Annotated in this window: 20 protein-coding genes and 1 pseudogene; 11 read left to right on the forward strand and 10 right to left on the reverse strand. The window is 70.5% G+C overall.

Annotated elements, in window-relative coordinates:
* Positions 1–237: 237 nt before the first annotated feature.
* Positions 238–885 (forward strand): DUF4360 domain-containing protein, encoded by a 648-nt coding sequence (locus AC5P1B_RS18210; RefSeq protein ID WP_493888323.1) that lies wholly within the window; start codon positions 238–240, stop codon positions 883–885.
* Positions 886–1,099: 214 nt separating this feature from the next.
* On the opposite strand, the gene AC5P1B_RS18215 is transcribed toward AC5P1B_RS18210, so the two are convergent.
* Together AC5P1B_RS18215 and AC5P1B_RS18220 are read right to left on the reverse strand one after the other, a co-directional pair.
* A complete protein-coding gene (locus AC5P1B_RS18215) occupies positions 1,100–1,486 on the reverse strand; it encodes a VOC family protein (protein WP_493888324.1) in 387 nt (128 codons plus the stop codon).
* A gap of 169 nt (positions 1,487–1,655) precedes the next feature.
* Positions 1,656–2,162 carry an anthrone oxygenase family protein gene (locus tag AC5P1B_RS18220; RefSeq protein WP_493888325.1) on the reverse strand — a complete coding sequence of 169 codons (507 nt, stop codon included), beginning with the start codon at positions 2,160–2,162 and terminating at the stop codon, positions 1,656–1,658.
* Between the two features lie 161 nt (positions 2,163–2,323).
* On the opposite strand from AC5P1B_RS18220, the pseudogene AC5P1B_RS18225 reads away from it, so the two are divergent.
* Positions 2,324–3,244, forward strand: a pseudogene (locus AC5P1B_RS18225) (AraC family transcriptional regulator); the annotation flags it as partial.
* 190 nt (positions 3,245–3,434) lie between these two features.
* On the opposite strand, the gene AC5P1B_RS18230 reads toward AC5P1B_RS18225, so the two are convergent.
* Positions 3,435–3,833, reverse strand: a complete 399-nt coding sequence (locus AC5P1B_RS18230) for a DUF1330 domain-containing protein (protein ID WP_493888326.1) — start codon at positions 3,831–3,833, stop codon at positions 3,435–3,437.
* Positions 3,834–4,087: 254 nt separating this feature from the next.
* On the opposite strand from AC5P1B_RS18230, the gene AC5P1B_RS18235 reads away from it, so the two are divergent.
* The 4 genes from AC5P1B_RS18235 (at position 4,088) to AC5P1B_RS18250 (ending at position 9,550) form a co-directional block, all read left to right on the forward strand.
* Positions 4,088–6,172, forward strand: coding sequence for a helix-turn-helix domain-containing protein (locus AC5P1B_RS18235; RefSeq protein WP_493888328.1), 2,085 nt, complete (start codon positions 4,088–4,090; stop codon positions 6,170–6,172).
* Positions 6,173–6,740: 568 nt separating this feature from the next.
* Positions 6,741–7,961 carry a DUF4331 family protein gene (locus AC5P1B_RS18240; protein ID WP_493888330.1) on the forward strand — a complete coding sequence of 407 codons (1,221 nt, stop codon included), beginning with the start codon at positions 6,741–6,743 and terminating at the stop codon, positions 7,959–7,961.
* Between the two features lie 68 nt (positions 7,962–8,029).
* The gene (locus AC5P1B_RS18245; protein ID WP_493888331.1) at positions 8,030–8,734 is read left to right on the forward strand and encodes a hypothetical protein; all 705 of its coding nucleotides are present in this window, start codon (positions 8,030–8,032) and stop codon (positions 8,732–8,734) included.
* 207 nt (positions 8,735–8,941) lie between these two features.
* Positions 8,942–9,550 (forward strand): GNAT family N-acetyltransferase, encoded by a 609-nt coding sequence (locus AC5P1B_RS18250; RefSeq protein WP_493888333.1) that lies wholly within the window; start codon positions 8,942–8,944, stop codon positions 9,548–9,550.
* Between the two features lie 88 nt (positions 9,551–9,638).
* Here the strand turns inward: AC5P1B_RS18250 and mfd are convergent, their stop codons facing one another.
* Positions 9,639–13,181, reverse strand: a complete 3,543-nt coding sequence (gene mfd, locus AC5P1B_RS18255; protein ID WP_493888335.1) for a transcription-repair coupling factor — start codon at positions 13,179–13,181, stop codon at positions 9,639–9,641.
* 185 nt (positions 13,182–13,366) lie between these two features.
* Entirely contained in the window at positions 13,367–13,738 is a 372-nt protein-coding gene (locus AC5P1B_RS18260; RefSeq protein ID WP_493888336.1) for a hypothetical protein, read from the reverse strand.
* 188 nt (positions 13,739–13,926) lie between these two features.
* Between AC5P1B_RS18260 and AC5P1B_RS18265 the strand changes: the two genes are divergently transcribed.
* The 4 genes from AC5P1B_RS18265 to AC5P1B_RS18280 all read left to right on the forward strand — a co-directional run bounded on the left by AC5P1B_RS18265 (position 13,927) and on the right by AC5P1B_RS18280 (position 15,540).
* Positions 13,927–14,781, forward strand: coding sequence for a helix-turn-helix domain-containing protein (locus AC5P1B_RS18265; protein ID WP_493888337.1), 855 nt, complete (start codon positions 13,927–13,929; stop codon positions 14,779–14,781).
* A gap of 20 nt (positions 14,782–14,801) precedes the next feature.
* Positions 14,802–15,002, forward strand: a complete 201-nt coding sequence (locus tag AC5P1B_RS18270; protein WP_493888338.1) for a DUF397 domain-containing protein — start codon at positions 14,802–14,804, stop codon at positions 15,000–15,002.
* Between the two features lie 68 nt (positions 15,003–15,070).
* Complete coding sequence (locus AC5P1B_RS18275; RefSeq protein ID WP_493888339.1) at positions 15,071–15,271, forward strand: DUF397 domain-containing protein; 201 nt, start codon at positions 15,071–15,073, stop codon at positions 15,269–15,271.
* Positions 15,272–15,339: 68 nt separating this feature from the next.
* Positions 15,340–15,540 (forward strand): DUF397 domain-containing protein, encoded by a 201-nt coding sequence (locus tag AC5P1B_RS18280; RefSeq protein WP_493888340.1) that lies wholly within the window; start codon positions 15,340–15,342, stop codon positions 15,538–15,540.
* 36 nt (positions 15,541–15,576) lie between these two features.
* On the opposite strand, the gene AC5P1B_RS18285 is transcribed toward AC5P1B_RS18280, so the two are convergent.
* The 5 genes from AC5P1B_RS18285 to AC5P1B_RS18305 all read right to left on the reverse strand — a co-directional run bounded on the left by AC5P1B_RS18285 (position 15,577) and on the right by AC5P1B_RS18305 (position 22,002).
* A complete protein-coding gene (locus AC5P1B_RS18285; RefSeq protein ID WP_493888341.1) occupies positions 15,577–16,230 on the reverse strand; it encodes a TetR/AcrR family transcriptional regulator in 654 nt (217 codons plus the stop codon).
* A gap of 44 nt (positions 16,231–16,274) precedes the next feature.
* Positions 16,275–17,120, reverse strand: coding sequence for a class I SAM-dependent methyltransferase (locus AC5P1B_RS18290; RefSeq protein WP_493888342.1), 846 nt, complete (start codon positions 17,118–17,120; stop codon positions 16,275–16,277).
* Between the two features lie 302 nt (positions 17,121–17,422).
* The gene (locus AC5P1B_RS18295; protein ID WP_493888343.1) at positions 17,423–18,313 is read right to left on the reverse strand and encodes an NAD(P)-dependent oxidoreductase; all 891 of its coding nucleotides are present in this window, start codon (positions 18,311–18,313) and stop codon (positions 17,423–17,425) included.
* A 324-nt stretch (positions 18,314–18,637) separates the two neighbouring features.
* Positions 18,638–21,217, reverse strand: a complete 2,580-nt coding sequence (locus tag AC5P1B_RS18300; RefSeq protein WP_493888344.1) for an ABC transporter permease — start codon at positions 21,215–21,217, stop codon at positions 18,638–18,640.
* Positions 21,214–22,002, reverse strand: coding sequence for an ABC transporter ATP-binding protein (locus AC5P1B_RS18305; RefSeq protein ID WP_493888345.1), 789 nt, complete (start codon positions 22,000–22,002; stop codon positions 21,214–21,216). Before AC5P1B_RS18305 ends, AC5P1B_RS18300 begins: the two co-directional genes overlap by 4 nt.
* Positions 22,003–22,713: 711 nt before the next feature.
* On the opposite strand from AC5P1B_RS18305, the gene AC5P1B_RS18310 reads away from it, so the two are divergent.
* Positions 22,714–24,234, forward strand: a complete 1,521-nt coding sequence (locus tag AC5P1B_RS18310) for an MFS transporter (RefSeq protein ID WP_493888346.1) — start codon at positions 22,714–22,716, stop codon at positions 24,232–24,234.
* Positions 24,235–24,257 lie beyond the last annotated feature (23 nt).

A 24,257-nucleotide genomic window follows, 5' to 3' on the forward strand; every position in this document is an offset into this window, starting at 1 on the left:
AAGGGGCGGGGGCCCCGCAATGGCCGGAGTTCGCCCTAGTCGAGTGCTCCGCGGGTCCTTACCATCTCGGTCGATTGGCATGCGCATGCTCCCACGTCGCAGGCGCGCCCTTTGCGTCACCGCTCCACCGTTCACGGATTCCGGCGGTCGCCGCACGCACGAGGCACTTCCCCGCACCTCGGCGACCCCTGCGTTCCCCCGAACCGCCCGAACTCCAAGGCAAGCGATGGGAGACCCATGTACACCGGCATACTCGCCACCACCGCGGCAGTCGGACTCTTCGCCGCCACGCTCTCCCCCCAAAGCCCTTCCACGATCAACGACCCGCCCACCGACAAGATCGTGATCGAGGTCGCGACGGTCAACGGGTCGGGATGCCCCCGAGGAACGGCCCAGGTGGCCGTCGCCCCCGACAACACCGCGTTCACCGTCACGTACAGCCACTACCTGGCGAGAGTCGGCGGTCAGTCCGACCCGACCGACTTCAGAAAGAACTGCCAGCTCAACCTCATCGTGTACGTCCCGAGCGGCTTCACCTACGCGGTCGCCAGCGCTGACTACCGCGGCTTCGCGTCCCTGCAGCCCGGTGCCACCAGCCAGCAGAAGGCCTCGTACTACTTCCAGGGGTCGCCGGACACGGCGTCCCGCACCCATCCGTTCAAGGGCCCGTACGACAACAACTGGCAGGCCACGGACAAGACCGACTGGGGACAGCTGGTCTGGGCGCCGTGTGGCGTACGGCGGAACTTCAACATCAACACCGAGCTGCGCGTCAGCGCGGGCACCTCGGACCCGAAGACGACCAGCTTCATGACCATGGACTCCACGGATGGTGATATCAACACCATCTACCGGCTCGCCTGGAAGCAGTGTCCGAAGCCCTGACCGGCGTACAGCGCGCGTACAGCGCGGCGGAATGCGGAATGCCCTGAGCGGCATTTCCCGTGCGGCTGGAGGGCCAGCCACGGTCCTTCAGCCGCACGGGCACCGATAGCCGGGTGCCGGTGACCGGGTGTGCCGGTAGCCGGCTGAAGCCCGTCGGCGAGCGGCCCCGGCCCGATCCCAGCCCAGCTCTGTGGCGGCCGGGCGTCGCCTCCGGTCAGGCGCCGCTGCCGTAGGGCCGGGTGAAGATCTCCATGTTGTGGCCGTTGGGGTCCCGGAAGTACGTCCCGCGGCCACCGTCGTTCGTGTTGATCTCGTTGACGCGCTGGTGCCCCGGGTCGGCGTAGTGCGTGATCCCCGCCGCCTTGATCCGGCCGAAGATCGCGTCGAACTCCTCCTCGGAGATCAGGAAGGCGTAGTGCTGCGAGGAGATCGGCCCTTCCTCGGCTTCCATGTAGTCGAGAGTGACGCGGTTGTCGGCCTCTACGGGAAGGAATGGCCCGTAGGGCGCGCCGACTTGCAGCCCGAGCAGGTCGGCGAGGAAGGTGGCGGACGCCTTCTTGTCGTGGGCGTGGACGATCGTGTGGTTCAGTTCGATGGACATGGTGCACAGCCCCCTGCGGCATCGTTTGCTGACACCGACGACAGTATTTCGGCACACCGGCGCACACCATCGGCATTCCGACCTAAGGCCCGAGGCCTTCTTTTCCTCGCCCCAATGGCCTAGCGCGGCCTACGCCTTGGCGGGAGCGCGCGGTGCGCGGAACCGCCGGTCACGACTTCCCCGAAGCGTGGCTCAGCCGCAAGGCCCAGGCCAGGCAGCCGAGGGCGGCGGTGTTGGTGAGGGTGCGGGCGATGTTCCAACGGACCCACCGGCTCTCGAAGCGTTCCCGTACCGCCGCGAGACGCTCGATCGCGCCGGGGTCCCCGGCCGCGTCGAGTTCGTCGTTGAGCGGGATGTTGATGGCGACGGTGATACCGATGACGGCCAGATACAAAACCGCCGCCGCCACGATCCACAGCAGGGCGGGACGGCCTTCGCTCCGCGAGGTGAGCACAGCAGCCAGGACGGTCAGCAGCAGCGCGCCGACGAAGCACACGGCGAACCAGCCATGGAGAATGGCCACGTTGATCCGCTGCATCGCCTCGATGAACGTCCGGTCCCCGGTCTTCGCCAAGCCGGGCATGACGGCGCAGGAGAAGGCGAAGAACAGCCCGGCCATCAGGCCCGTCGTCAGTGTCGCCGCGACCAACGCGGACACCCGGAACATGTCAGACATCGCTCATCACTACCGTTTCACTGCCGTTCGCTGAGACGGCGACGCATGGTCCGCGTCGCCTCGGGGCCGTCGTTCTCCCCTGCTCACAGTCAAGTTCAGCGCGTCGTACAAGACCATGACCGACCAGCTCATCTCCATACGCGTTCGTCTACGCTGAGGCCATGGACGCACTCGCGGATCTGCTGGACGGGCCCAGGGCGCGAGGCGCGTTCCTGATGCGGTCGATCATGAATCCGCCGTGGTCGGTACGTATCGAGGACCGGGCGCCCCTCACGTTGGTCACCATGGTGCGCGGCGGCGCCTGGGTGGTCCCTGACCAGGGCGAGGCGGTGCGGCTGCGCGCCGGGGATGTGGCGGTGCTGCGAGGCCCCGATCCGTACGTCGTCGCCGATGACCCGGCCACCCCGCCGCAGGCCGTGATCCACCCTGGCGAGCGCTCCACCACTCCGGAGGGGGACGAGCTGTGCGCGGTGATGGACCTGGGCGTCCGCAGCTGGGGCGACAGCCCGGACGGCTCGGCAATCATGATCAGCGGCACGTACCAGATGCACGGCGAGATCACCCAGCGGCTGCTACGGGCCTTGCCCCCGCTCCTGTTCCTGCCTGGTGACGCCTGGGACTCGCCGCTCCTCGACCTGCTCGCCACCGAGATCGTCAAGGACGAGCCCGGCCAGGAGGTCGTCCTTGACCGGCTGCTCGATCTGCTGCTCATCGCCGTACTGCGGGCCTGGTTCTCCCGCCCGGAGGCCGACGCCCCGCCGTGGTACCTGGCCCAGAGCGACGCCGTGGTGGGGCGTGCGCTTCGCCTCATCCACAGCGACCCCGCCCACCCGTGGACCGTGGCCGGCCTTGCCGCCAAGACCGGCGTCTCCCGGGCGTCCCTGGCACGCCGTTTCACCGCCCTGGTCGGCGAGGCGCCGATGACGTACCTGACGAACTGGCGGCTGGCCCTGGCCGCCGACCTGCTGCGTGAGCCGGACGTGACGGTGGGTGCGGTGGCCCGGCAGGTGGGCTACGGCAGCTCGTTCGCCCTCAGCGCCGCGTTCAAGCGCGTGCGCGGCGTGAGCCCGCAGGAACACCGACTCGGCACAACCGGCCTCGGCACAACCGGCCTCGGGACAACCGGCCTCGGCACAACCGGCCTCGGGACAACCGGCCTCGGCACAGCGGAACCTCGCGTGGGGACGGCAGTGGTAGCACGGCAGTCGCAGCAGCGGCGGAACACGGCGTCGGCGGCGCGCGCGTGAGGAGCCGCCCCCTGCCGCTTGTCGCCTAGGAAGCGGCGCGATCGGCGGACGCGCGATCGGCGGACGCGGCCGTGCGGTCGGCGGACGCGGCGTTACGGCGATGCCCGGCGGCGCGTCCCGTCGGGTCGTAGTCGGCTCCCACTCCCTCGACCAGGATCACGTCCCCGTCGATGTGATCCGTACGCAGCGGCAGGATCTCCTGGTACGCGGGTGACCGGTACCAGTCACGTGCCTCGGTCATCCCGGGGAACTCGATCACCACCACGTAGCCGGGCCATGTTCCCTCCATCACCTCGATGTCACCACCGTGTACGAGGAACCGACCGGCGTACGGGTCGAGCGTCGCCTGAATCCGCTCGACGTACTCGGCGATGTCGGCGTGCGGCTGGCGAACACGAAGGTGGCCGAGTCCATAGGCGGGCATGATTCCTCCAGGTCGGTGGATGGCACGGGTGTTGGGCGTTGTCCCGGTCGCTCGCCGCGCCAGTGCCGGTGTCTTGTCTGAGCCATGGCCAACCCTTCCGCCCCGCGCGGTCTCCGTCGATTACCCGCCAGGTAATGCGCCGCGGCCCCGTCGGACACCATCGCCACCACATCCACGACAAGCGCGTCCGTCCGCTCGCCCGACTCCCCCTCTTCCCCCGCGCGCGGGACGATGACGGACTAATCTGTTGATCTATGGGATCAGCGTCGTCGGGGACCCACGTGGGGGAGCGGCCAGGCCCGGACGGGCCGCGCGTCGAGCGGGCTGACGATGTGCTCGCTCTCGCCAGGCTGGCCACGAAACGCGGTGCGGTGCGCGCCATCCTCGACTGGCTTGCCCGCCGCACCGGCGGGGTCGCCACCCTGCTCAGCACCGAGGGCGTCCCTCTCACCTCACCGGCCCCACCGCCCAGCGCCGCGCTGCGCGCCGCCGCCAACGCGGCCACCAGGCTGCACCAGCGCGGCACCCCTTCCGCGATCATCAGCGGAGACGCCGTCGGTGGCGGTGACACCACGGTCCTGCTCGTGTCGCTGTCCGCCGGTTCGGGCGTGGTCCACGCCGACCCGGACTCCGCGCGGCAGCCTCCGTACCTCGTCCTCATCGTATCCGGCGGCGCCGACCATCCCGGCAAACGCCCGCAGCGGTACAACGTACTGCTGGCCGATGTCGCGCGGACGCTCGCGCTGTGCTGGCGCCTGGAGGAATCCGAGCGCAACCGGCACCGCGTGGAAGCGGCGGAGGCCCACAGCCGCGAAGCGGTGCTGCACTTGCTGATGGTCGGCAGCGTGCCGGCGGCGCACCGCATCGCTGCCGCCCTCCAGCCGCCGCTCCCCCAACTCGCCCATGTGTACGTCATCGAGTGCCCTGGGCAGCGCCGCTACGAAATCGCCGACCGCATCGCGTACGCGGCGCGGGGCAAAGCCTGGATCGTGCCCTGCCCCGTACGCCCCAATCACCTCATCGCCCTCGTCCCGGTCACCACCGCCGCGGAAGAAGCCGGTGGCGACGCGGAGGCGGCGTCGCCCCATCCCGACTCCGCCGTCGAGCCCGTGGTCGGCAGCACCACGTCCGGCACGGTACGGCGCGAGCCGTTCCGGGGCGCCCCCGGCGACCCGGCGCAGTCCCCCGGCGCGCCCGAGGCACCTGCGGGGGGACCCGCAAACGAACGCGCGGGAGCTGCCGAACCTGCCGAACCTGCCGGATCTGACGCACGTGCTGGTGCTGCTGGTGCTGCTCGTCCCGATGGTCCTGCTGAAGACCAACTCGGCGACGGGTCCGGCGGCTCGCGCTCCGGACCGTACGGCGACCGCGTACCCGGGACGCCGCCCCCAGGCCTGGCGCGGCACGGTCCGCCGGGGACACGCCCCGAGCAGCAGCCGGACGGACCGCGGTGCGCGACGCAGCCGGACGACGGGCATGCGTACGGGGCACAGCCGGAGACGCCGCCCGAGCGCCGCCGTACGCGGCACGAGGGCTCTCGGGCCGCCGAGGAACAACACCAGGAGGTGCGGTTGGGGCGACTCGACCAGTTGATCTCCGAGCGGGTTCCCGAGTGCCTGATCGGGGTGAGCGCGGAGGTGGCGCTACGCGAGACCCCGGTCGGTTACGAGCAGGCGTTCCACGCGCTGGCGGTGGCCAGGGCCGCCCCGAGCGGCCGGGCCAGCTTCAGTCGGCAGTCCGACCTCTCGCCGCTCGCGCTCCCCGAAACGCGCCGCTGGGCGCAGCGGCTGCTGGCTCCCTGCCTGCACTACACGCCTCCGCGCCGGGCCGACCCCGGCGGTGACGAGCTGCTGGGCACACTCGGCTCGTGGCTCACCTTCGGCAGCGCGGCGAGCCGCCACCTCAAGATGCACCGCAACACGCTGGCAGCGCGCGTACGCCTCATCGACGAGCTGCTGGGGCTCGACCTCAGCCGCCTCCCCGACCAGTCAGCGGCCTGGCTGGCCCTGCGGTTGCAGACCCCGCACGTGCCGCTTTCAGCGACCGACCCGCCCGTGACACTCGACGCGCTGCTCGCCATACCGGCCGCGGAGGTGTGGGCACATGCCCAGTTGAGGCCCCTGGAGCGCGCGAACCTGGCGTCGGGAACCGAGACCGTACGGGTCTGGCTACAGGCCGACGCCCGGCTTCCGGCCGCGGCCGCCGCGCTGGGGATCTCCCTGCCGGGCGCGCGCAAGCGGCTCACCAAGGCCGAGGAGGCGCTGGGGCGTTCACTGCTGCACGCGCCGAGCGCGAAGTACGAACTGTGGCTGTCGATGCGGGCACTCGGCATGCTCTGAGCCCCGGCACGTCCTCACGCCTGGGCCGCACCGGACCACTCCCGCCACCTGCCTCGCCCGCGCACTCTCCCCCGCTGTCTCCCTCGCACTCTCCCGCTCTCTCTCCCGCGCCTCGTCCGCTTCCTCCGCGCCGCTCCTTCCCCGCGCGCCTCCTCACGCGCGCGCTCACGCCCCACCATGCGTCTGGCCGCCGCCGGGAAACTGATTGAAGATTGCCGGGAACGGATACTCCCCCGCCCACCACCTCGCCGCGTCACGGGAAACGCACGGCGCTATGGCGCGCTCAGCCGTTCGCCGTTCAATCACCATTCGCGGGACAACCGGCGAGCGGCCTGACTGTGCACTCTGTTCCTCGCCTTGTCTCAACGACCCGCCTACTGTCCCAGTCAAGGCCCCGGCGGGCCGGACCGGAAGCACCTCTCAACCTCCCTGAGACGTCGCACGGGGATACCCCCCTTTCACCCGTGCGGCCACCGCTACCGCAGGCCCGCCGGGCGCCCGCCGCCCACAGACCGTCCGGGCCCGACCGGCATCATGCCGTGCCCCCCACGGCAGAACAGGACCGCTGATGAGTCATCACCACGACTCGCTTCTCGCTCGCCAGGACCCTCGGCTCGACATCAGCGATGCCTACGTCTTCCAGGGCACCCGAGGCACTGTCTTCGTCGTCAACGTCAACCCGCTGTCCGGTGGCGGTGGTTTCCACGATGACGAGAGCCTCTACGAGATCAAGATCGACACGGACGGCGACGCGGTCGAGGACATCACCTACCGCTTCACCTTCTCTCCCATGACCTTCGCCCCCTTCTCGTCCCGCGGCGTCCAGCGCTGGGAGCTCCGCAGGTTCGACGGCGAGGCGGCACGCGACCGCGACGCCGAGGGCACCGTGCTGCTCCGCGGCGTCACCGGCGAGCCCGCCGAACTCGTGCTGCCGCCCAGCGGGAACAGGCGAGCGGGCACCCGCGTCCAACCGGTCAGCGCGGGCACCGGCACGGACACCCCCAGCACGGACGCCTCCGGCACGGACACCATCACCACCGACACCATCGCCGAAGACTCCGGCGGCATCGGCGCGATGCCCGCCACCGGCCTCGCCACCGAGTCGGCGCCCGGCGGGCTGCGGGCCTGGGCAGGACCGGCCGGTGACCCGTTCTGGATCGAGGGAACGGTCGTCACCGCCGTCAAGACAGCCATCTCCCAGGGCACGGCACCGGACCTGGCGGGTTTCGACCCGGAGACGGCCACGAATCTGTTCTCCGACACCGATGTGCACGCGATCGTGCTGGAGGTGCCCGACGCGGACCTGGGTGGCGCCCCGGTGATCGGCTTCTGGGCGGTGTCGGTACTCGCCACTGACGCGGGCGGCTGGCGGCAGATCAACCGCTGTGCGAACCCGCTGGTCAACACGCTCTTCGACCTCGAAGACCCCGACCAGCACATCGACTTCAACGCCACGCTCCCCGCCGAGGACCGTGAGCGTTACGGGCCGGAGATCCTGGCCGCGACCGAACGCGGCGCTGCCGCGGTCGGCGCGGTCCCCGACCCGGCCGCGCACGCCGCACGCGTGCGCGACCAGTTGCTGCCCGACATCCTTCGCTACGAGGTGGGCACCGAAGCACGTTTCGGCGTCGACCGGCGCAATGGGCGCGGTCTCACCGACTGCGCACCCGAGGTGATGTTCGAGCTTGTGCTGGGAGTGCCGATCCGGCTGGGGCTGGACGCAGGCGCGGCCACGGGGGTGCTGCGCGCCGACTTCCCCTACCTGGCACCGCCGAAGGCCGGGCGGTGATCCGGCGCCCCACGCCCGCGGCGGCCCGTACCCCTCGCTGGGTCGCGGCCGCCGCGGACGATCCCGGTGTGGTCCGTGCGATGTGGCGTGACGACCCGCACCGCTCCGTCCGGCTCGCCACGGGCCGCACCTTCGACGCCGTGACGGTCGACCTGCGGACCGGCATGGAAGTGGTGGACCTGCTGCGGTACGACGCGCGTACGGTACGCGGCTCGTACCCCGCCGCCCGTACGGGAAGGAGGCTGGGGACGAGCGCGACGCTCCGGACGAGCGACGCCCCTGGCGTCGGCGCCGCCCCCGGCCCTCGGGTCCGGCCGGACGGCGGCACGGGGTCCCCCGCCCGATATGACACGAGCCGGACCACCGGCTTCCGCATAGCCACCGTGACGCCCCTCGGTGCGCGTGCCGCCATGGACGACGCCGCCACCGCGGCCGTCGCTCCCCGGAAGGCCCCGCTGCGCGACGGGCTGTTCCCGGCACTCATAGACAGCGGCCGGGGCCGCGTGGGACTGCTGGTCCCACCCGGTTCCGACCCATGGTTCGGCGCCCTGCCAGGGGTACGCGACGTGGAGTACCACGGCGAGGGCGCGAGCATCTCCGTCCCTGGGCCCGCCGCGGCGGTGGCGGTGGCCGGGGACGGATTGACGTGGGCCGTACGCCCGGGGGCCCCGGTGGACCGGCTGCGCGGGCTGCTCGGCCCACTGGCCGCGGCGCTCGTGACGGCCCGCATGACCGTGGGCTGGTGCACAGGGCCGTACCCCAACGCCGTCTAGCCCCACCCCTATGATGTGCCGCCGCTCCTCGCTTCCGCACGCCCTCCGATCACGGACCCCGATCACGGACCCCGGCCCGGACGCACCAGAGAGGGACGGAGCAGAACGGCACGTACCAGAAGGGCACATACCAGAACGGTACGTACCAGGCGGCGCGTAACCAGACGGAACGTACAAGAACAGTGCGAGGCGTACGAGAGAGGTGGCATGTCACAGCTCACCGTTCGGCAGGCCCGCGAGGAAGATCACGCGGCGATCGTGGCGGCTGTCCAGGCATGGTGGGGCGAGACCCGGACGCCGGAAGAGGCGCGTGAACTGTCCCTGCTGCTCCCCCGGTTGTTCCTTCAGCACTTCGCCGCTACGAGCCTGATCCTTGAAGAAGCCCCCGACGGCAGGGCGATGGACGGCGCGGAAGACGGCCCTGCGGACGTCGCGCGGGAAGCCGCGGGAGAAGCCGCGCGAACCGTCGAAGGCGACGGGCGGGCCGGCGGCCTCGCGGGCTTCCTCGTGGGATTCCACTCCCCCGACCGGCCGGGGACCGCGTACATCCACTTCATCGGCGTGCATCCGACGTTGCGGCACCACGGCGTCGCCCGGCAGTTGTACGAGCGGTTCTTCGCACGGGCCAGGCAGGCGGGGCGCCAGGAGGTGCGTGCGATCGTGTCCCCGGCGAACAAGCCGTCCATCGCCTTCCACCGCGCGATGGGCTTCGAGCCCGAGGGCGGCGACTACGAGAGCGACGGCGTCCTCGTCCACCGGGACTACGACGGCCCGGGTCACGACCGCATCAGCTTCCGCCTGGTCCTGGCCCCTTGATCCCCTGACCCCCCGACCCGGACCGCAGGCCAACGCGACGGCTCTGCGGTCAGCGGGTCAACTCCCCCACAGCTTCCCGGCGCTTCCCTCACGACGCGAGGATCGTGGCCAGGAACTCCCCCGTCCACGCGAGAAGTTCCCGTCCGACCACTGGCTTTCCACCGATGCGGCCCGCCGTCGGGCGGGGCACCAGGATCTGGCGGGTGGCGGGCTTGAAGACCGTACGCGGGTGGAGCCGCCTCAGCCGCAGCTCCTGCGACTCACGCAGCTCGACGGGGCCGAACCGCACATTGGTGCCCTGCAGCGTGATGTCGCTGACCCCGCAGGAGCGTGCCAGCAGCCGCAGCCCGGCGACGAGCAGCAGGTTCTCGACGGGCTCGGGCAGCGGCCCGTAGCGGTCGGTCAGCTCCTCCCGGACGGCGGCGATGTCGGCCTCGCTGTTGGCGGAGGCGATGGACCGGTACGCCTGGAGGCGCAGCCGCTCGCCGGGCGCGTAGTCGTGCGGGACGTGCGCGTCGACCGGCAGCTCGATCTTGACGTCGAGGGGGGCCTCCTCCTCGACGCTGCCGTCCATGGACGCCCGGTAGTCGGCGACGGCCTCGCCGACCATGCGTACGTACAGGTCGAAGCCGACGCCCGCGATGTGGCCGGACTGTTCGCCGCCGAGCAGGTTGCCCGCGCCGCGGATCTCCAGGTCCTTCATCGCGACGTACATGCCCGCGCCCATCTCGGTGTGCTGGGCGATGGTGGCGAGCCGTTCGTGGGCGGTCTCGGTGAGCGGCTTCTCCGGCGGGTAGAGGAAGTAGGCGTAGCCGCGGTCGCGGCCGCGGCCCACCCGGCCGCGCAGCTGGTGCAGCTGGGAGAGGCCGAAGTTGTCGCCGCGCTCGACGATGAGGGTGTTGGCGTTGGAGATGTCGATGCCGGACTCGACGATGGTCGTGGAGACCAGCACGTCGAACTGCTTCTCCCAGAAGTCGACGACGACCTGTTCGAGCGCGGTCTCGCCCATCTGCCCGTGCGCGGTGCGGATGCGCGCCTCGGGGACGATCTCGCGCAGCCGGGCGGCGGCCCGGTCGATCGACTCGACGCGGTTGTGGATGTAGAAGACCTGGCCCTCGCGCAGAAGTTCGCGGCGGATGGCCGCGCCGATCTGCTTCTGCTCGTACGGGCCGACGAAGGTCAGCACCGGGTGCCGCTCCTCCGGCGGGGTGGTGATGGTGGACATCTCGCGGATGCCGGTGACGGCCATCTCCAGCGTGCGCGGGATGGGCGTCGCCGACATCGTCAGCACGTCCACGTTGGCGCGGAGCTTCTTCAGCTGCTCCTTGTGCTCGACGCCGAAGCGCTGCTCCTCGTCGACGATGACCAAGCCGAGGTCCTTGAACTTGGTGTCGGAGGAGAAGAGGCGGTGGGTGCCGATGACGATGTCCACCGAGCCGTCCTTCAGTCCCTCAAGGACGGCCTTCGCCTCGGTGTCGGTCTGGAACCGGGACAGCGCCTTGACGACGACGGGGAACTGGGCGTAGCGCTCGCCGAAGGTGCCGAAGTGCTGCTGGACGAGCAGGGTCGTCGGCACCAGGACCGCGACCTGCTTGCCGTCCTGCACGGCCTTGAAGGCGGCGCGGACGGCGATCTCCGTCTTGCCGTATCCGACGTCGCCGCAGATCAGCCGGTCCATGGGGACGGACTTCTCCATGTCCTCCTTGACCTCGGCGATGGTGGTGAGCTGGTCGGGCGTCTCCACGTAGGGGAAGGCGTCCTCCAGCTCGCGCTGCCAGGGGGTGTCGGGGCCGAAGGTGTACCCGGGGGCGGCCATCCGGGCCGAGTACAGCTTGATCAAGTCGGCGGCGATCTCCTTGACCGCCTTCTTGGCGCGCGCCTTGGTCTTCGTCCAGTCGGCGCCGCCGAGCCGGTGCAGGGTGGGGGCCTCGCCGCCGACGTACTTCGTGACCTGTTCCAGCTGGTCGGTGGGCACGAAGAGGCGGTCGCCGGGCTGGCCGCGCTTGGCGGGGGCGTACTCCACGAGCAGGTACTCGCGGGTGGCGCCCTGGACGGTTCGCTGCACCATCTCGATGTAGCGGCCGACGCCGTGCTGCTCGTGGACGATGAAGTCCCCGGCCTGGAGGGTCAGCGGGTCGATGGTCTTGCGGCGGCGGGCGGGCATCCGCGTGCCGTCCTTGCCCGCCGACTTCTGGCCGGTGAGGTCGGTCTCGGTGAGGACGGCGAGCTTCAGCGCCGGGTCGACGAAACCGTGCTCGACGGACCCGCAGGAGACGTGGACGAGCGACGGGGAGATCGTGGCGAGCTCGGCATCGAGGCGGGCCGCGATGCCCTCACCGCCCAGCACCTCCACGGTCCGCGCGGCGGGTCCGTGGCCCTCGGTGAGGAAGACCGCGCGCCAGCCGTCGGCCAGCCAGCCCTTGGTGTCGGCGAGGGCGCGGGCCGTGTCGCCCCGGTAGACCTCGGGGGCGTGCATGCCCAGCACGAGCGTGTCGCCGTCCACCTCCTCCTCGTCGGCGGCGAACGGGCTCACCGACCACCACATCATGCCCAGCTCGCGCGCCCGGTCCCGGACGTCGGCGATGCCCCACAGGGAGGCCGCGCCCAGATCGATCGGCGCCTCCCCGCCCCCGGCGGACGCGGCCCACGAGGCTTGCAGGAACTCCTGGCTGGTGGCCACCAGGTCGGCGGCCCGGGTCCGTACTCGCTCCGGGTCGCAGACCACGGCCATCGAGCCCTTGGGCAGCACGTCGAGCAGCAGCTCCATGTCGTCCACCAGCACCGGGGCCAGGGACTCCATCCCCTCGACGGCGATCCCCTCGGCGATCTTGCCGAGCAGCTCGCCCAGCTCGGGGTGCGCCTGCGCGAGGGCGGCGGCCTTCTCCCGCACATCGGCGGTGAGCAGCAGCTCACGGCACGGCGGCGCCCACAGCCCGTGCTCGGCGACCTCAAGGGAGCGCTGGTCAGCGACCTTGAAGTAGCGGATCTCCTCGACGTCATCGCCCCAGAACTCCACCCGGAGGGGATGCTCCTCGGTGGGCGGGAACACATCCAGAATCCCGCCGCGCACGGCGAACTCGCCACGCTTCTCCACCAGTTCCACCCGCGCGTACGCGGCGGCCGCCAGCCCGTCCACCACCGCGCCCAGGTCGGCGGTCTGCCCGCCGCGCAGCGCCACGGGCTCCAGCTCGCCGAGCCCCTTGACCTGCGGCTGGAGCACCGAGCGGATGGGCGCGACGACGATGCTGACCGGACCGGCCGAGGGGTCGTCCTCGCGCGGGTGCGTAAGCCGCCGCAGCACGGCCAGCCGCCGCCCCACCGTGTCGGAACGCGGCGAGAGCCGCTCGTGCGGCAGCGTCTCCCACGACGGATACTCCGCGACGGTGTTCTCCTGGCCCGCGGGCATCAGCGAACGCAGCGCGGCCGCCAGGTCCTCCGCCTCCCGCCCTGTTGCGGTGACGGCGAGCACCGGACGCCCAGCCGAGCGCGCGAGCGCGGCCAGCGCGAAGGGCCGCGCGGCGGGCGGCCCGACGAGGTCGAGATGCATGCGGTGACCGTCCGAAGCCGCGCGCACCGCCTCGGCGAGCGCGGGATCTTTGACGACGGCATCGAGCAGACCGTGCAGGCTCATGAAGGCTTCCGTCCCAGGGCTGGACAACGCGAACGGCCCGGCACGTCAAACGAGCCGGGTTGCTTTCAGAGTACGACGGGCCACTGACAGCCGCCGACGGAAGCGGGGAGGCCGCCGTGGCCGCCCTTGATCGCTGTTCGGGCCGCCCCGAGACGGGGCGGCCCGAACACGCGGCGTAACCACCACTATGCGGCATCGGCTCGATCGAGCGTGGCCCTCCCGGTCAGCCCGAGCCACACCAGCCGCGCGGTGACGCCGCGGCGCAGCCCGAAGAACCACGCGGCCCGCTCAGGCGTGGCGAGGCTCAGCCACAGCCCGCCACCGCCATCGGCGCCGACGACACGCGCGCTGCCGTCCTCGTACGCGACACCCCAGGCGGCGACCTCGGCGTCTCGCTCGCCCGCCTCCACCTCGTACTCCCGCACGACGGCGAACAGCCGCGGCGCGGTGTCGGCGACGAGCTCACACACCTCTGCGTCGAAGTCGGGGGGCTCGGAGCCGGGACGCTCGGAGCCAGAGGGCTCGGAGTCGGGGCCCTGCGGGGATACGGTGACCATGGAAGTCTCCTGTCGGGAGGAGGAGTTGGCCAGGGGAAACGCACCTCGACGGAGCGGCACCCCGTATCGGCCTGTGATGTACACCATAGCCTTGAGCTATGATTCAGCCCATCAAAATGATGCGATACGTCATAACGCACCCGTGTGGGTGACGGCACCACATCCCAAGTGGGAGAGGGGAACGCGCGATGGCCCGAGCCAAGCTTCCGCCGACCATCCGGCAGCGACGGTTGGGTTCTGAGCTACGTCGGCTACGCGAACAAGCGGATCTCAGCGCCACCCAGGCCGGCGCCCTCCTCGGCTCCTCCCAGTCACGCGTCAGCAGCATCGAGTCCGGGGGCTACGCGGTGAGCGCGGAGCGGGTGCGAGCGATGGCGCGCGCCTACGGCTGCGGGCATCAGGCACTGATCGAAGCGCTCGCGGAGATGACGGGCGGCCGCACCCGAGGCTGGTGGGACGAGTACCGCGGCATCCTCCCGGCGAGCATGCTCGACATGGCCGAGTTGGAGCACCACGCTCAATCCATGCGGATCGCATCCGTCATTCACATGCCCGGGGTGCTCCAGACCAGGGACCACGCGCGGGCGATCACCGAAGCCGTCGAACCCTCCCTCGCGGCACACGAGGTGGAGCACCGAGTCTCGCATCGGATCAAGCGCCAGGCAGTTCTGTACGGAGAGCAGCCGACGCCGTTGATCGCGACCATCCACGAGGCCGCCTTGCGGATGGACTTCGGCGGTCCGAGCGTGGCTCGCGCGCAGCTGGAGTACTTGCTCACGATGAACGAGCATGAGCACATCACCGTGTTGGTCATCCCCTTCGGATCAGGAGCCTTCCCCAACTCCGGGCAGGGAATTATCTATCTCAGCGCGGATGTCACACAGCTGGACACCGTGCAGCTCGATACAGACCATGGTTCCGAGTTTCTGGACACCCAGCCTCAACTGACGAGGTACCGCAGCACGTTGGACCGTATGGAAGCCCTCGCGCTGAAGCCAGCAGAGTCGTGCGACATGATTCACCGCATCGCACAGAACATCTGACATCTAACGAAGGAACGTCCGTGTCCGCCCCCAACTGGCAGAAGTCGTCTTACAGCGGCAACGCGGGCAACTGCCTCCACGTCGCCGCAGACGCCACCCACACCATCAAGCTGCGCGAGAGCGACAACCCCGGAGTCATCCTCACCACCACGACCACGTCACTGCGCCGCTTCATACGCAGCGTCAAAGCGGGCGAACTCGACCACTTCACAACGAGCTGACACCGCGCAAACCCGGCTCACCCGCCCGTTGTACAACATCGCACAGAACATCTAACAAAGGATCGAACATGCTCCACCAGACCTGGCGGAAGTCGTCCTACAGCGGGACTGCGGGCAACTGCCTCTACGTCGCCGCAGACGCCACCCACACCATCAGGCTGCGCGAGAGCGAGCACCCCGAGATCATCCTCACCACCAGCCCCGCCACGCTGCGCCAGCTCCTCCGCAGTGTGAAGGCGGGCGAGCTCGACCACCTCACGAACAGCTGACGCCCCGCATGTCCGCCCGGCCGCCGACCCTGCACAACCTCGCACCGAAATGTGACGGAGGACTGAACATGCTCCACCACACGTGGCAGAAGTCCTCCAACTGCCAGGAGTCCGCCTCCTGCCTCAACGTCGCCGCAGACGGCACTGACACCATCAACCTGCGCGAGAGCGAGCACCCCGGAGTCGTCCTCACCACCACAACCGCGTCACTGCGCCGCTTCATACGCAGCGTCAAAGCGGGCGAGCTCGACCGCTTCACGACCAGCTGACGCCGCGCACGCGTACCCGCTTCGGCGCGCGCCGCCTCAGCCCCCGCTATCGCCCGTACCACCGCCACCAATGCCATCGAGCACGGCGCCGACAAGGTCATCAACCGCTTCCGGCGCAGGCGGGGCAGCGGCCCCGGCAACCGTCTCACCGCGAAACAGCAGCGCGAGCACCGTCTCGTGGCAGACGCCGACGATCATCGAGGCGGCGGCGTCCACGCGGGCGCCGGGCGCGAGCCGCCCCAGATCGCGTTCGGCGCGCAGATAGCCGGTCAGCCGGTCGCGCCAGTCCTCACCGGGCTCGCTCAGGCCGCCGAACTTCGCGAGCACCCTGGGCTGGGCGAGCAACCCGGCGAGGGCGGGCAGGATCGCCCGGTGCAGAGCCATGCCGTACGTGATGTGGGCGCGCAGGTTGTCCTCGATCGCGCCGACGCCCGGCACGGGAAGGCAGCTCAGGCCGCGCTCGACGGTCCGTACATGCGCACGCAGGGCATGCGCCAGCAGTTCTTCCTTGTCCGCGAAGTGGTTGTAGAGGACGCCATCGGCCACCCCGGCCTCGCGGGCGATCGCGCGCACCGTGAGCCCGGCCGTGCCGCGCTCGGCGACCATGCGTTCGGCGGTGGCGATCAGGTGCTGGCGCAGACTCCGCTCGCCATCGCCATGGCGCAGCACCGCCGCTTTTCTGGGTGACATCACCCGGCATCGTAATGGGCCGTCCGATCGCGCCTCAGGCCGCGTCAGGCCACCACCGGCCGGGCGGCGGTCACCAGCCATGCCGTACCGCGCATCCGCACCGCGTCCGGCTGCTCGAACGGCCGCAGCGCCGCCGCCAGCGCCTCCCGGGCGCCGTCCGCCGCCTCGGGCCCGGCCTGATCCATGTGGAACTTGACCGGCCCCCAGCCGCCGAGGAACCCGGCCGCGTCCGCGACGTCCCGGCCCCACACCTGGTCGGCCTCGACGCGGACGCAGTCGACGTCCTGGAACCCGGCGCCGGTCAGCACCGTACGGACCCGCGCCGGATCGGCGAACGACGTCGGGCCGGTGCCGTCGGCGCCCGTGGGGCGCGGCAGATACGGGGCCAGGGCGCCGAAGACATGCCCCAGGTCGGTGCCGTCCAGCTCCGTCATGCACAGGAAGGCCAGCCGCCCTCCCGGCCGCAGGGCCCGGCCGATGTTGGCGAACGCGGCGACGGGGTCGGCGAAGAACATGATCCCGAACCGGCTGAGAGCCACATCGAAACCGCCCTCCGGGAACGCGTACACCTGGGCGTCGCCCTGCTCGAAGGTCACATTGGAGACGCCCTCCGAGGCGGCCCGGGCGCGCGCCGTGCCCAGCATGGGACGGGAGAGATCAACACCGAGTGCCCGCCCCCGCCCGGACCGGCGGGCGGCCAGCCGGGTCAGCTGACCGTTGCCGCAGCCGACGTCGAGCACCCGGTCCCCGTCGCCGATCGCCGCCGCTTCGAGCAGGTGCACGTTGAAGCCGCCGTTCACGGCGTCATAGCGGTCGTCGTGGCCAGCCCAGTGCTCGCCCTCGTATCCGTTCCACGCCTCGGCCTGTGCGGTGTTGACGATGCCGCTCATCGCGGTCCTCCTTGCCGGTCACCCATCACGTACGGAACACGGCTCGATGAACACACGTTCATGAACCCGCGTTCATAATGACTGCGGCCAAGCGGAACGTCAACGAAGTACCGCGTCAACGAGCAAGCGAAACGGACAAGACGGGCGAATCAACGAGACAGCGAGACAGTGAGGGCGGCGGGCGAGGGCGGACCCCGAGACACGACGAGGCGACGGCGCGGCGAGGGGGAGCCCGCCAAGCCCCGCCCGGGGCCAGGGCCAGGTGCCGGGGGCCCGGGCCAGGGCCAGGGCCCGGCGGCCACTCACTCCCCCGGCTTCGCCTCGAAGCTCGCGAAGTACGCCGCCGCCCCGTCGTCCTCGCCGTGCCCCTGCTCCTCCGCACGGCGGAAGCGCTCGGCCGCTGCCGCCGCCAGGTCCATCCGTACGCCTGCCAGTCCGGCGGCGTCCGCGATGAGCTGGGCGTCCTTGCGGGCGGCGGAGACGGTGAAGCTCGCGGGATAGTCCCCGGCGAGGATCAGTTCCGACTTCATCCGCAGATACGGGGAGTCCAGCGGCCCACCCGCCACCGCGTCCAGCAGCGCACGCGGGTTCACACCAAGCCCTTCGGCGAGGGCCAGCGCCTCGCCGGTGCCGTTGATGAGCGTGAGCACCCAGCTGTTGACGACGAGCTTGAGCCTGCTGGCCGTGCCGGCGGCGCCGTCCTCGCCTACCCACAGCGTGCGTTGCCCGACGACGGAGAACACCTGCTCGGCGACCTCGCGTACGTCGGCGGGACCTGCCGCCAAGATGGTCAGCAGCCCCTTCTCGGCGGGCTGCTTGGTGCCGAGGACCGGCGCGTCCACGAAGCTCAGCCCGCGCTCGGCGGCGAACTCGGCCAGCTCCCCCACCGCCTCGGCGCCCACGGTGCTCATCTGGAGCCACGCGGCGCCGGAGCGCAGCGCGGGCCCAGCGTCACGCATGCTCTGCAAGGCGGCGGGCCCGTCGTGCAGCATCGTCACCACGAGATCGGCGCCGTCCACCGCCTCGGCCGGGGTGTCCACGACCCGTGCCCCGGCGGCCGCGAGGGGCTCGGCCTTCGCACGCGTACGGTTCCAGACGCGGACGTCGAGGCCAGCCGCTCCAGCGAGATTGCGGGCCATCGCGAAGCCCATGATTCCGGTGCCGAGCACCGCTACGGAAAGGGTGTTTGCCATAGGCGAACGGTAGGCCGTGGAGTGCGCTCGAAGACAGAAACAGGACGAGTGGAGCCGTAACTCGCCCTGAAACAAGCGCCGGGCCCCGAACCGCCCTCAGAATCGCGTCGTTGTGGCGCCCCGAACTCGACGGGCATGACTGACCGTGCCGTCTCTCCTCGCATCGCCGTCAAGTGCAGCGGTGCTTTTGCCAGCCCTGCTGGTAAGGAAGGGCCCGACGCACACCCCCGAGGGTGCACCGAGCCGAGCCGGGTCCTGCCGGTGGGTCCCGCCCTTGTGGGGGCGGGACCCGGGGCTCGACGCAAGGCCAGGCCGGCAGCCCGCCTAGTCCGTCGCGATCGCGTTCAGGACGTTCATGCGGCCCGCCCGGAATGCCGGGACCAGGGCTGCCAGGAGGCCGACCGCTGCCGCTCCGATGAAGACCGTGATGATCGTCGGCCAGGGGATCTCCAGGGTCTTCAGGCCCTCAAGGGCCAGGAGCTTCTGGGCTGTTGTGCCCCAGGCCATGCCCAGGCCGAGGCCGAGGAGGGCGCCGAAGAGGGCGATGACCACCGACTCCAGGCGGATCATGCGGCGCATCTGGCGGCGGGAGAGGCCGATGGCGCGCATGAGGCCGATCTCGCGGGTGCGTTCGACGACCGACAGGGCCAGGGTGTTCACCACGCCGAGGATGGCGACGATGATGGCCAGTCCCAGCAGACCGTAGACCAGGTTGAGCATCTGGCCGATCTGGTCCTCAAGGAGCTTCTTGTAGTCGGCCTGGTCGCGGACCGTGACGTCCGGGTACTTCTCCAGGTGGGACTTGATCGACGCGTACGCCTCGCGGTCCTGGCCGTCCTTGGCCACCGCGAACATCATCAGGTTGTCCGGCATCTTGTCGGCCGGGATGTACTTCCGCGCGGTCGCCACGCTCGTGTACAGCGCGCCCTTGTTGAACGCGGTGTCGTCCGAGGTGATGGTGCGGATGGTGAGCTTGGCGGTCCTGCCGTCCTTGAAGTCGACCGTCAGCACGTCGCCCATCGTGACCTTGTGGTCCTTGGCGAAGCCCTCCGGTACGGAGATGGCGTTCTTCGCGTACGCGTCGATCAGCTTGCCCTCGACGACCGGGGACCGCAGGTCCTCCACGTAGGTGGGGCTGGCGGCGTCCACGTCCTCCTTGACCGTCTTGCCGGCCGGGGTGGTGATCCTGGTGTCTTCCAGGTACTTGTAGTCGCTGACGTGGTCCAGGCCCTTGGCCCGCTTGATGGCGCGCTCGACCTGCGGCTTGATCAGCCCGTTGTCGGGTTCGATGATGAAGTCGGCACCGACCGACTTGTCGAGCTCGTCGCTGGCCGAGGCGACCATGGAGGAGCCGACCACCGAGAGGGCGGCGACCAGGGCGAGGCCGATCATCAGGGCCGCGCCGGTGGCACCCGTACGGCGCGGGTTGCGCAGCGCGTTGCGCTCCGCCATCCGGCCGACCGAGCCGAACATCCGCAGCAGGACCGCGCTGAGCACCCGCACCACGAACGCCGCGAGCAGCGGGCCGATGACGATGAAGCCGATCAGGGTCAGCAGGACGCCGAGGCCGAGGAACATCGAGCCGTCAGCGGCCTTGTCGGCGTTCGCCGCCATGGCCAGGCCCGCGGCGCCACCGCCCGTCAGCAGCAGGCCGATCACGGCCCGTATCTTGCCGGACTTGCCGTCCGCCGGGGTACCGGCGTCCCGCAGCGCCGCCATCGGGGAGATCTTCCCGGCCCGCCGGGCGGGGATGTACGCGGCGACCACAGTGGTGATGACGCCGATGACCAGGCCGATGACCGGCGTGGCGGGCTTGAGCGTCAGTTCGGAGGTGTCGAGGTTCATGCCCATGGTGCCCATGAGCTTCATCAGGCCGACCGCGAGGCCGACGCCGCCCGCGACGCCGAGGATCGAGCCGAGCACGCCGAGGAGCAGCGCCTCGAAGAGCACGGAGCGGTTGATCTGGCGGCGGCTGGAGCCGATGGCCCGCATCAGGCCGATCTCGCGGGTGCGCTGGGCGACCAGCATCGAGAAGGTGTTGACGATGAGGAAGATGCCCACGAGGACGGCGATTCCGGCGAAGCCGAGCATCGCGTACTTCATGACGTCCAGGAACGAGCCCAGCTCGTCCTTGTTCTCGGCCTTCGTCTCGGCCTTCGTCTGGACCTTGAGCCCGCTGTCGGCGCCGAGTTCGGCGATGACGGTCTTCTTCAGCTCGTCGTTGCTGACACCGGATGCGGCGGTCAGAGCGATCGAGGTGTACTCGCCGGTCGCGCCGAGCAGTCGGCGCTGCGCGGTCTGGTCGTCCAGGTAGAACGCGGACGAGCCGGGGTTGGTGACCTGGAAGGTCGCGATGCCGGTGATCTTCACGGTGAAGTCGCCGGGCGAGGCGATGATCCGCACCGTGTCGCCGAGCTTCAGGTTCTTCTTCTTGGCCGTGTCGGCGTCGACCATCACCTCGGTGGGGCCGCGCGGCTCATGGCCCGAGGTGATCTCCGTCGACTTCAGCTCGCTGGAGTCCCAGTTGGTGGCGATGGACGGCGCGCCGTCGGCCAGGCTGATCTTCTTGTTGTTCTTGTCGACAGCGGTGATGGAGGTGCTGACCGTGTCACCGACGGCCGCCTTGACGCCGTCGACCTTCTCCAGTTCCGCGATCCGCGAGGCGGGGACCGTCGGCGGCTTCCGCGTCTTCTGCGCGTCGTCGCCGGTGGGGGCGTTCTTCGGGCTGACGCTGACGTCCGGGGCGGTGGCCGAGAAGATCTTGTCGAACGTGGAGTTCATGGTGTCGGTGAAGACGAGCGTGCCGCAGACGAACGCCACCGACAGCAGCACCGCGATGGCGGACAGCGCCATGCGTCCCTTGTGCGCGAGGAAGTTGCGCATCGAGGTCCTGAAGACGGTCATGACACCCGCCCGCGTGCGTCGAAGTGCTTCATGCGCTCAAGGACGAGTTCCGCTGTCGGGTCGTACATCTCGTCGACCATCCGGCCGTCGGCGAGGTACAGCACCCGGTTCGCGTACGAGGCGGCCACCGGGTCGTGGGTGACCATCACGATGGTCTGGCCCAGTTCGTCCACGGACCTGCGCAGGAAGCCGAGCACCTCGGCACCGGCGCGCGAGTCGAGGTTTCCGGTCGGCTCGTCACCGAAGATGATCTCGGGGCGGGCGGCGAGCGCCCGGGCCACGGCGACGCGCTGCTGCTGGCCGCCGGAGAGCTGGTTCGGCCGGTGCTTGAGCCGCCCGGCGAGGCCCACGGTCTGCACGACCATGTCGAGCCACTGCCTGTCGGGCTTGCGGCCCGCGATGTCCATCGGCAGCGTGATGTTCTCCAGCGCGTTGAGCGTCGGCAGCAGGTTGAACGCCTGGAAGATGAACCCGATCCGGTCCCTGCGGAGTTGGGTGAGCTTCTTGTCCTTGAGCCCGGTGATCTCGGTCTCGTTGATGAAGATGTTGCCCGAGGTCACGGTGTCCAGACCGGCGAGGCAGTGCATCAGCGTGGACTTGCCGGACCCGGACGGGCCCATGATCGCCGTGAACTGCCCGCGGGCTATGTCCACATCGACGTGGTCCAGGGCGACGACCCTGGTCTCGCCCGCCCCGTACGCCTTGACGACCTGACGTGCTCGCGCGGCAACGGCCGTATGCCCTCCGCTGCCCCCGGTCCTGGGAATTGATACAGCCGTTGTCACGGTATGTCTCCTAAGTCGGTGTCCGCCACGGTTCTTGACCGCGTACCTAAGCTTGCTGGAGCGGAAGAGCCGCCGCGATGGTGCTCAGCGCCGTATCCGACCTGGGGATAACCCCACCCTCGTGGTCGTGCCGCCCGTAGCAAGCCTAGGGAGCGCAGGTCAGCGGCCTCGTCCTCCGCCGGGACGAACGGCGGGTAGGGGGAAGTACCCAACTCCCCCTAGGGGAGGCGACGTCCGGCGTCCGCCGCCGTCAGGGTCGCCGCCCTCGCCCGGAAGCCAGGAGCCGGGCGCCAGGCGCCACCGGGAGCCGTACGCCACCTGAGCGCCGTCCGAGCCGTGGCGTACGGGCCGTGGCGTAGGGGCGTCCCTCGCCCAGCCGTCCCTTACGGACCGTGGCGCCCGGGTCGGCGCGTCCGTGTGCGGCGTACCGGCGCTTACAGGGCGCCAAGGGCGCGTACCGGCCCATGGGTTCGCGCGCGGGCGGTTGTTTTCCCGGCGGGCTCCCCTGCCGCTCCCCCGGCGCTCCCCCGCCGGAGGACAGGTTCCGGACGACTGGTTCCGCAGCCCCTGACCGCATGGAAAGGTGGACCGTACAACGAGCGATGGGGGAGCACGGTGGGCGGCACCGCACGGGGTACCGAAGCGAATCCGGCGCCTGGAGCCGCCGGTCCGCCACCCGCCGACCGCCGGGGTCCGGTGGTCGCCGCGCTCATGCTCGCGATGGCCCTCGCCGCCCTCGACTCCACGATCATCTCCACCGCGATCCCGCAGATCGTCGGCGACCTGGGCGGCTTCTCCGTCTTCTCGTGGCTCTTCTCCGGCTATCTGCTCGCCGTGACGGTGACACTGCCGGTGTACGGCAAGCTGTCGGACACCTTCGGCCGCAAGCCGGTCCTGATCGTGGGCATCGTCCTGTTCCTCGTCGGCTCGCTGCTGTGCGCGGCCGCCTGGAACATGGCCAGCCTCATCGCCTTCCGCGTCGTCCAGGGCCTGGGCGGCGGCGCGCTCCAGGGCACCGTGCAGACCATCGCCGCCGACCTCTACCCCCACAAGGAACGGCCCAAGATCCAGGCCAGGCTCTCCACGGTCTGGGCCACGTCGGCGGTGGCCGGGCCCGCCTTCGGCGGGCTGATCGCGACGTACGCGGACTGGCGCTGGATCTTCCTCATCAACCTGCCGGTGGGCGTCGTCGCGCTGCTGCTCATCGCCCGCCACCTGCGAGAACCCGTACGGCCCACCCGCTCGCGGCCCCGCGTGGACTGGGCGGGAGCGCTCGGCGTCTTCGTCTGCGGCAGCCTGCTGCTGATGGCCCTGGTGCAGGGCGGGGTGGCCTGGCCATGGCTGTCGCTCCCGTCGCTGTCCCTGCTGGGAGCGAGCGCGCTCTGCGCGGTGATCACCGTCATCATCGAGCGGCGCGCCGCCGAACCGATCATCCCCGGCTGGGTCTGGCGCCGCCGCACCATCGCCGCCGTCAACCTCGCCCTCGGCGGCCTCGGCCTGCTGATGATCGCCCCGACCGTCTTCCTCCCCACCTACGCGCAGTCCGTCCTCGGCCTCTCCCCCACCGCCGCCGGGTTCGTGCTGTCCGTGATGACGCTGAGCTGGCCGATATCAGCGGCCCTCAGCAGCCGCGTCTACCAGCGGATCGGCTTCCGGCAGAGCGCGATGACGGGGATCGGCCTGGCCGCGCTGATCCTGCTCGCCTTCCCGTTCCTCCCCTACCCCGGCTCGCCCTGGCAGCCCGCCCTGATCATGCTGCTGCTCGGCGGGGCGCTGGGCCTCTTCCAACTGCCCCTGATCGTCGGCGTGCAGTCGTCCGTCGGCTGGGCCGAGCGCGGCACGGCGACCGGTTCCATACTGTTCTGCCGGCAGGTCGGCCAGAGCGTGGGGGCGGCGCTGTTCGGCGCGGTCGCCAACGCCACGCTGGCCGCCCGCCTCGCCGACGCCCCCGACTCCATCAGCGGCGACCTGCCGGACGACCTCGACTCCGTCTCCCGGGCCCTCGAACACCCCGGTGAACTGTCGGCGGAGGCCGCCGACTATCTCCGGCGGTCGGTCGACACGGCAGTGGACTACGTGTATCTCGGCGCCGCCGCGGCCGCCGCCCTCTCCCTGCTGATCCTGCTGCTGCTCGCCCCTCGCGTCTTCCCCACCCACACGGAGGACACCCCGACGGCGAGCGGGGCTGACGACGGCGACGGGGGCGGTCGCGGAGAGGGTGAGTCCGCTTGAGCCGGCGGGGCCGTCAGGCGGAC

The organism is Streptomyces sp. A01 (assembly GCF_059026195.1).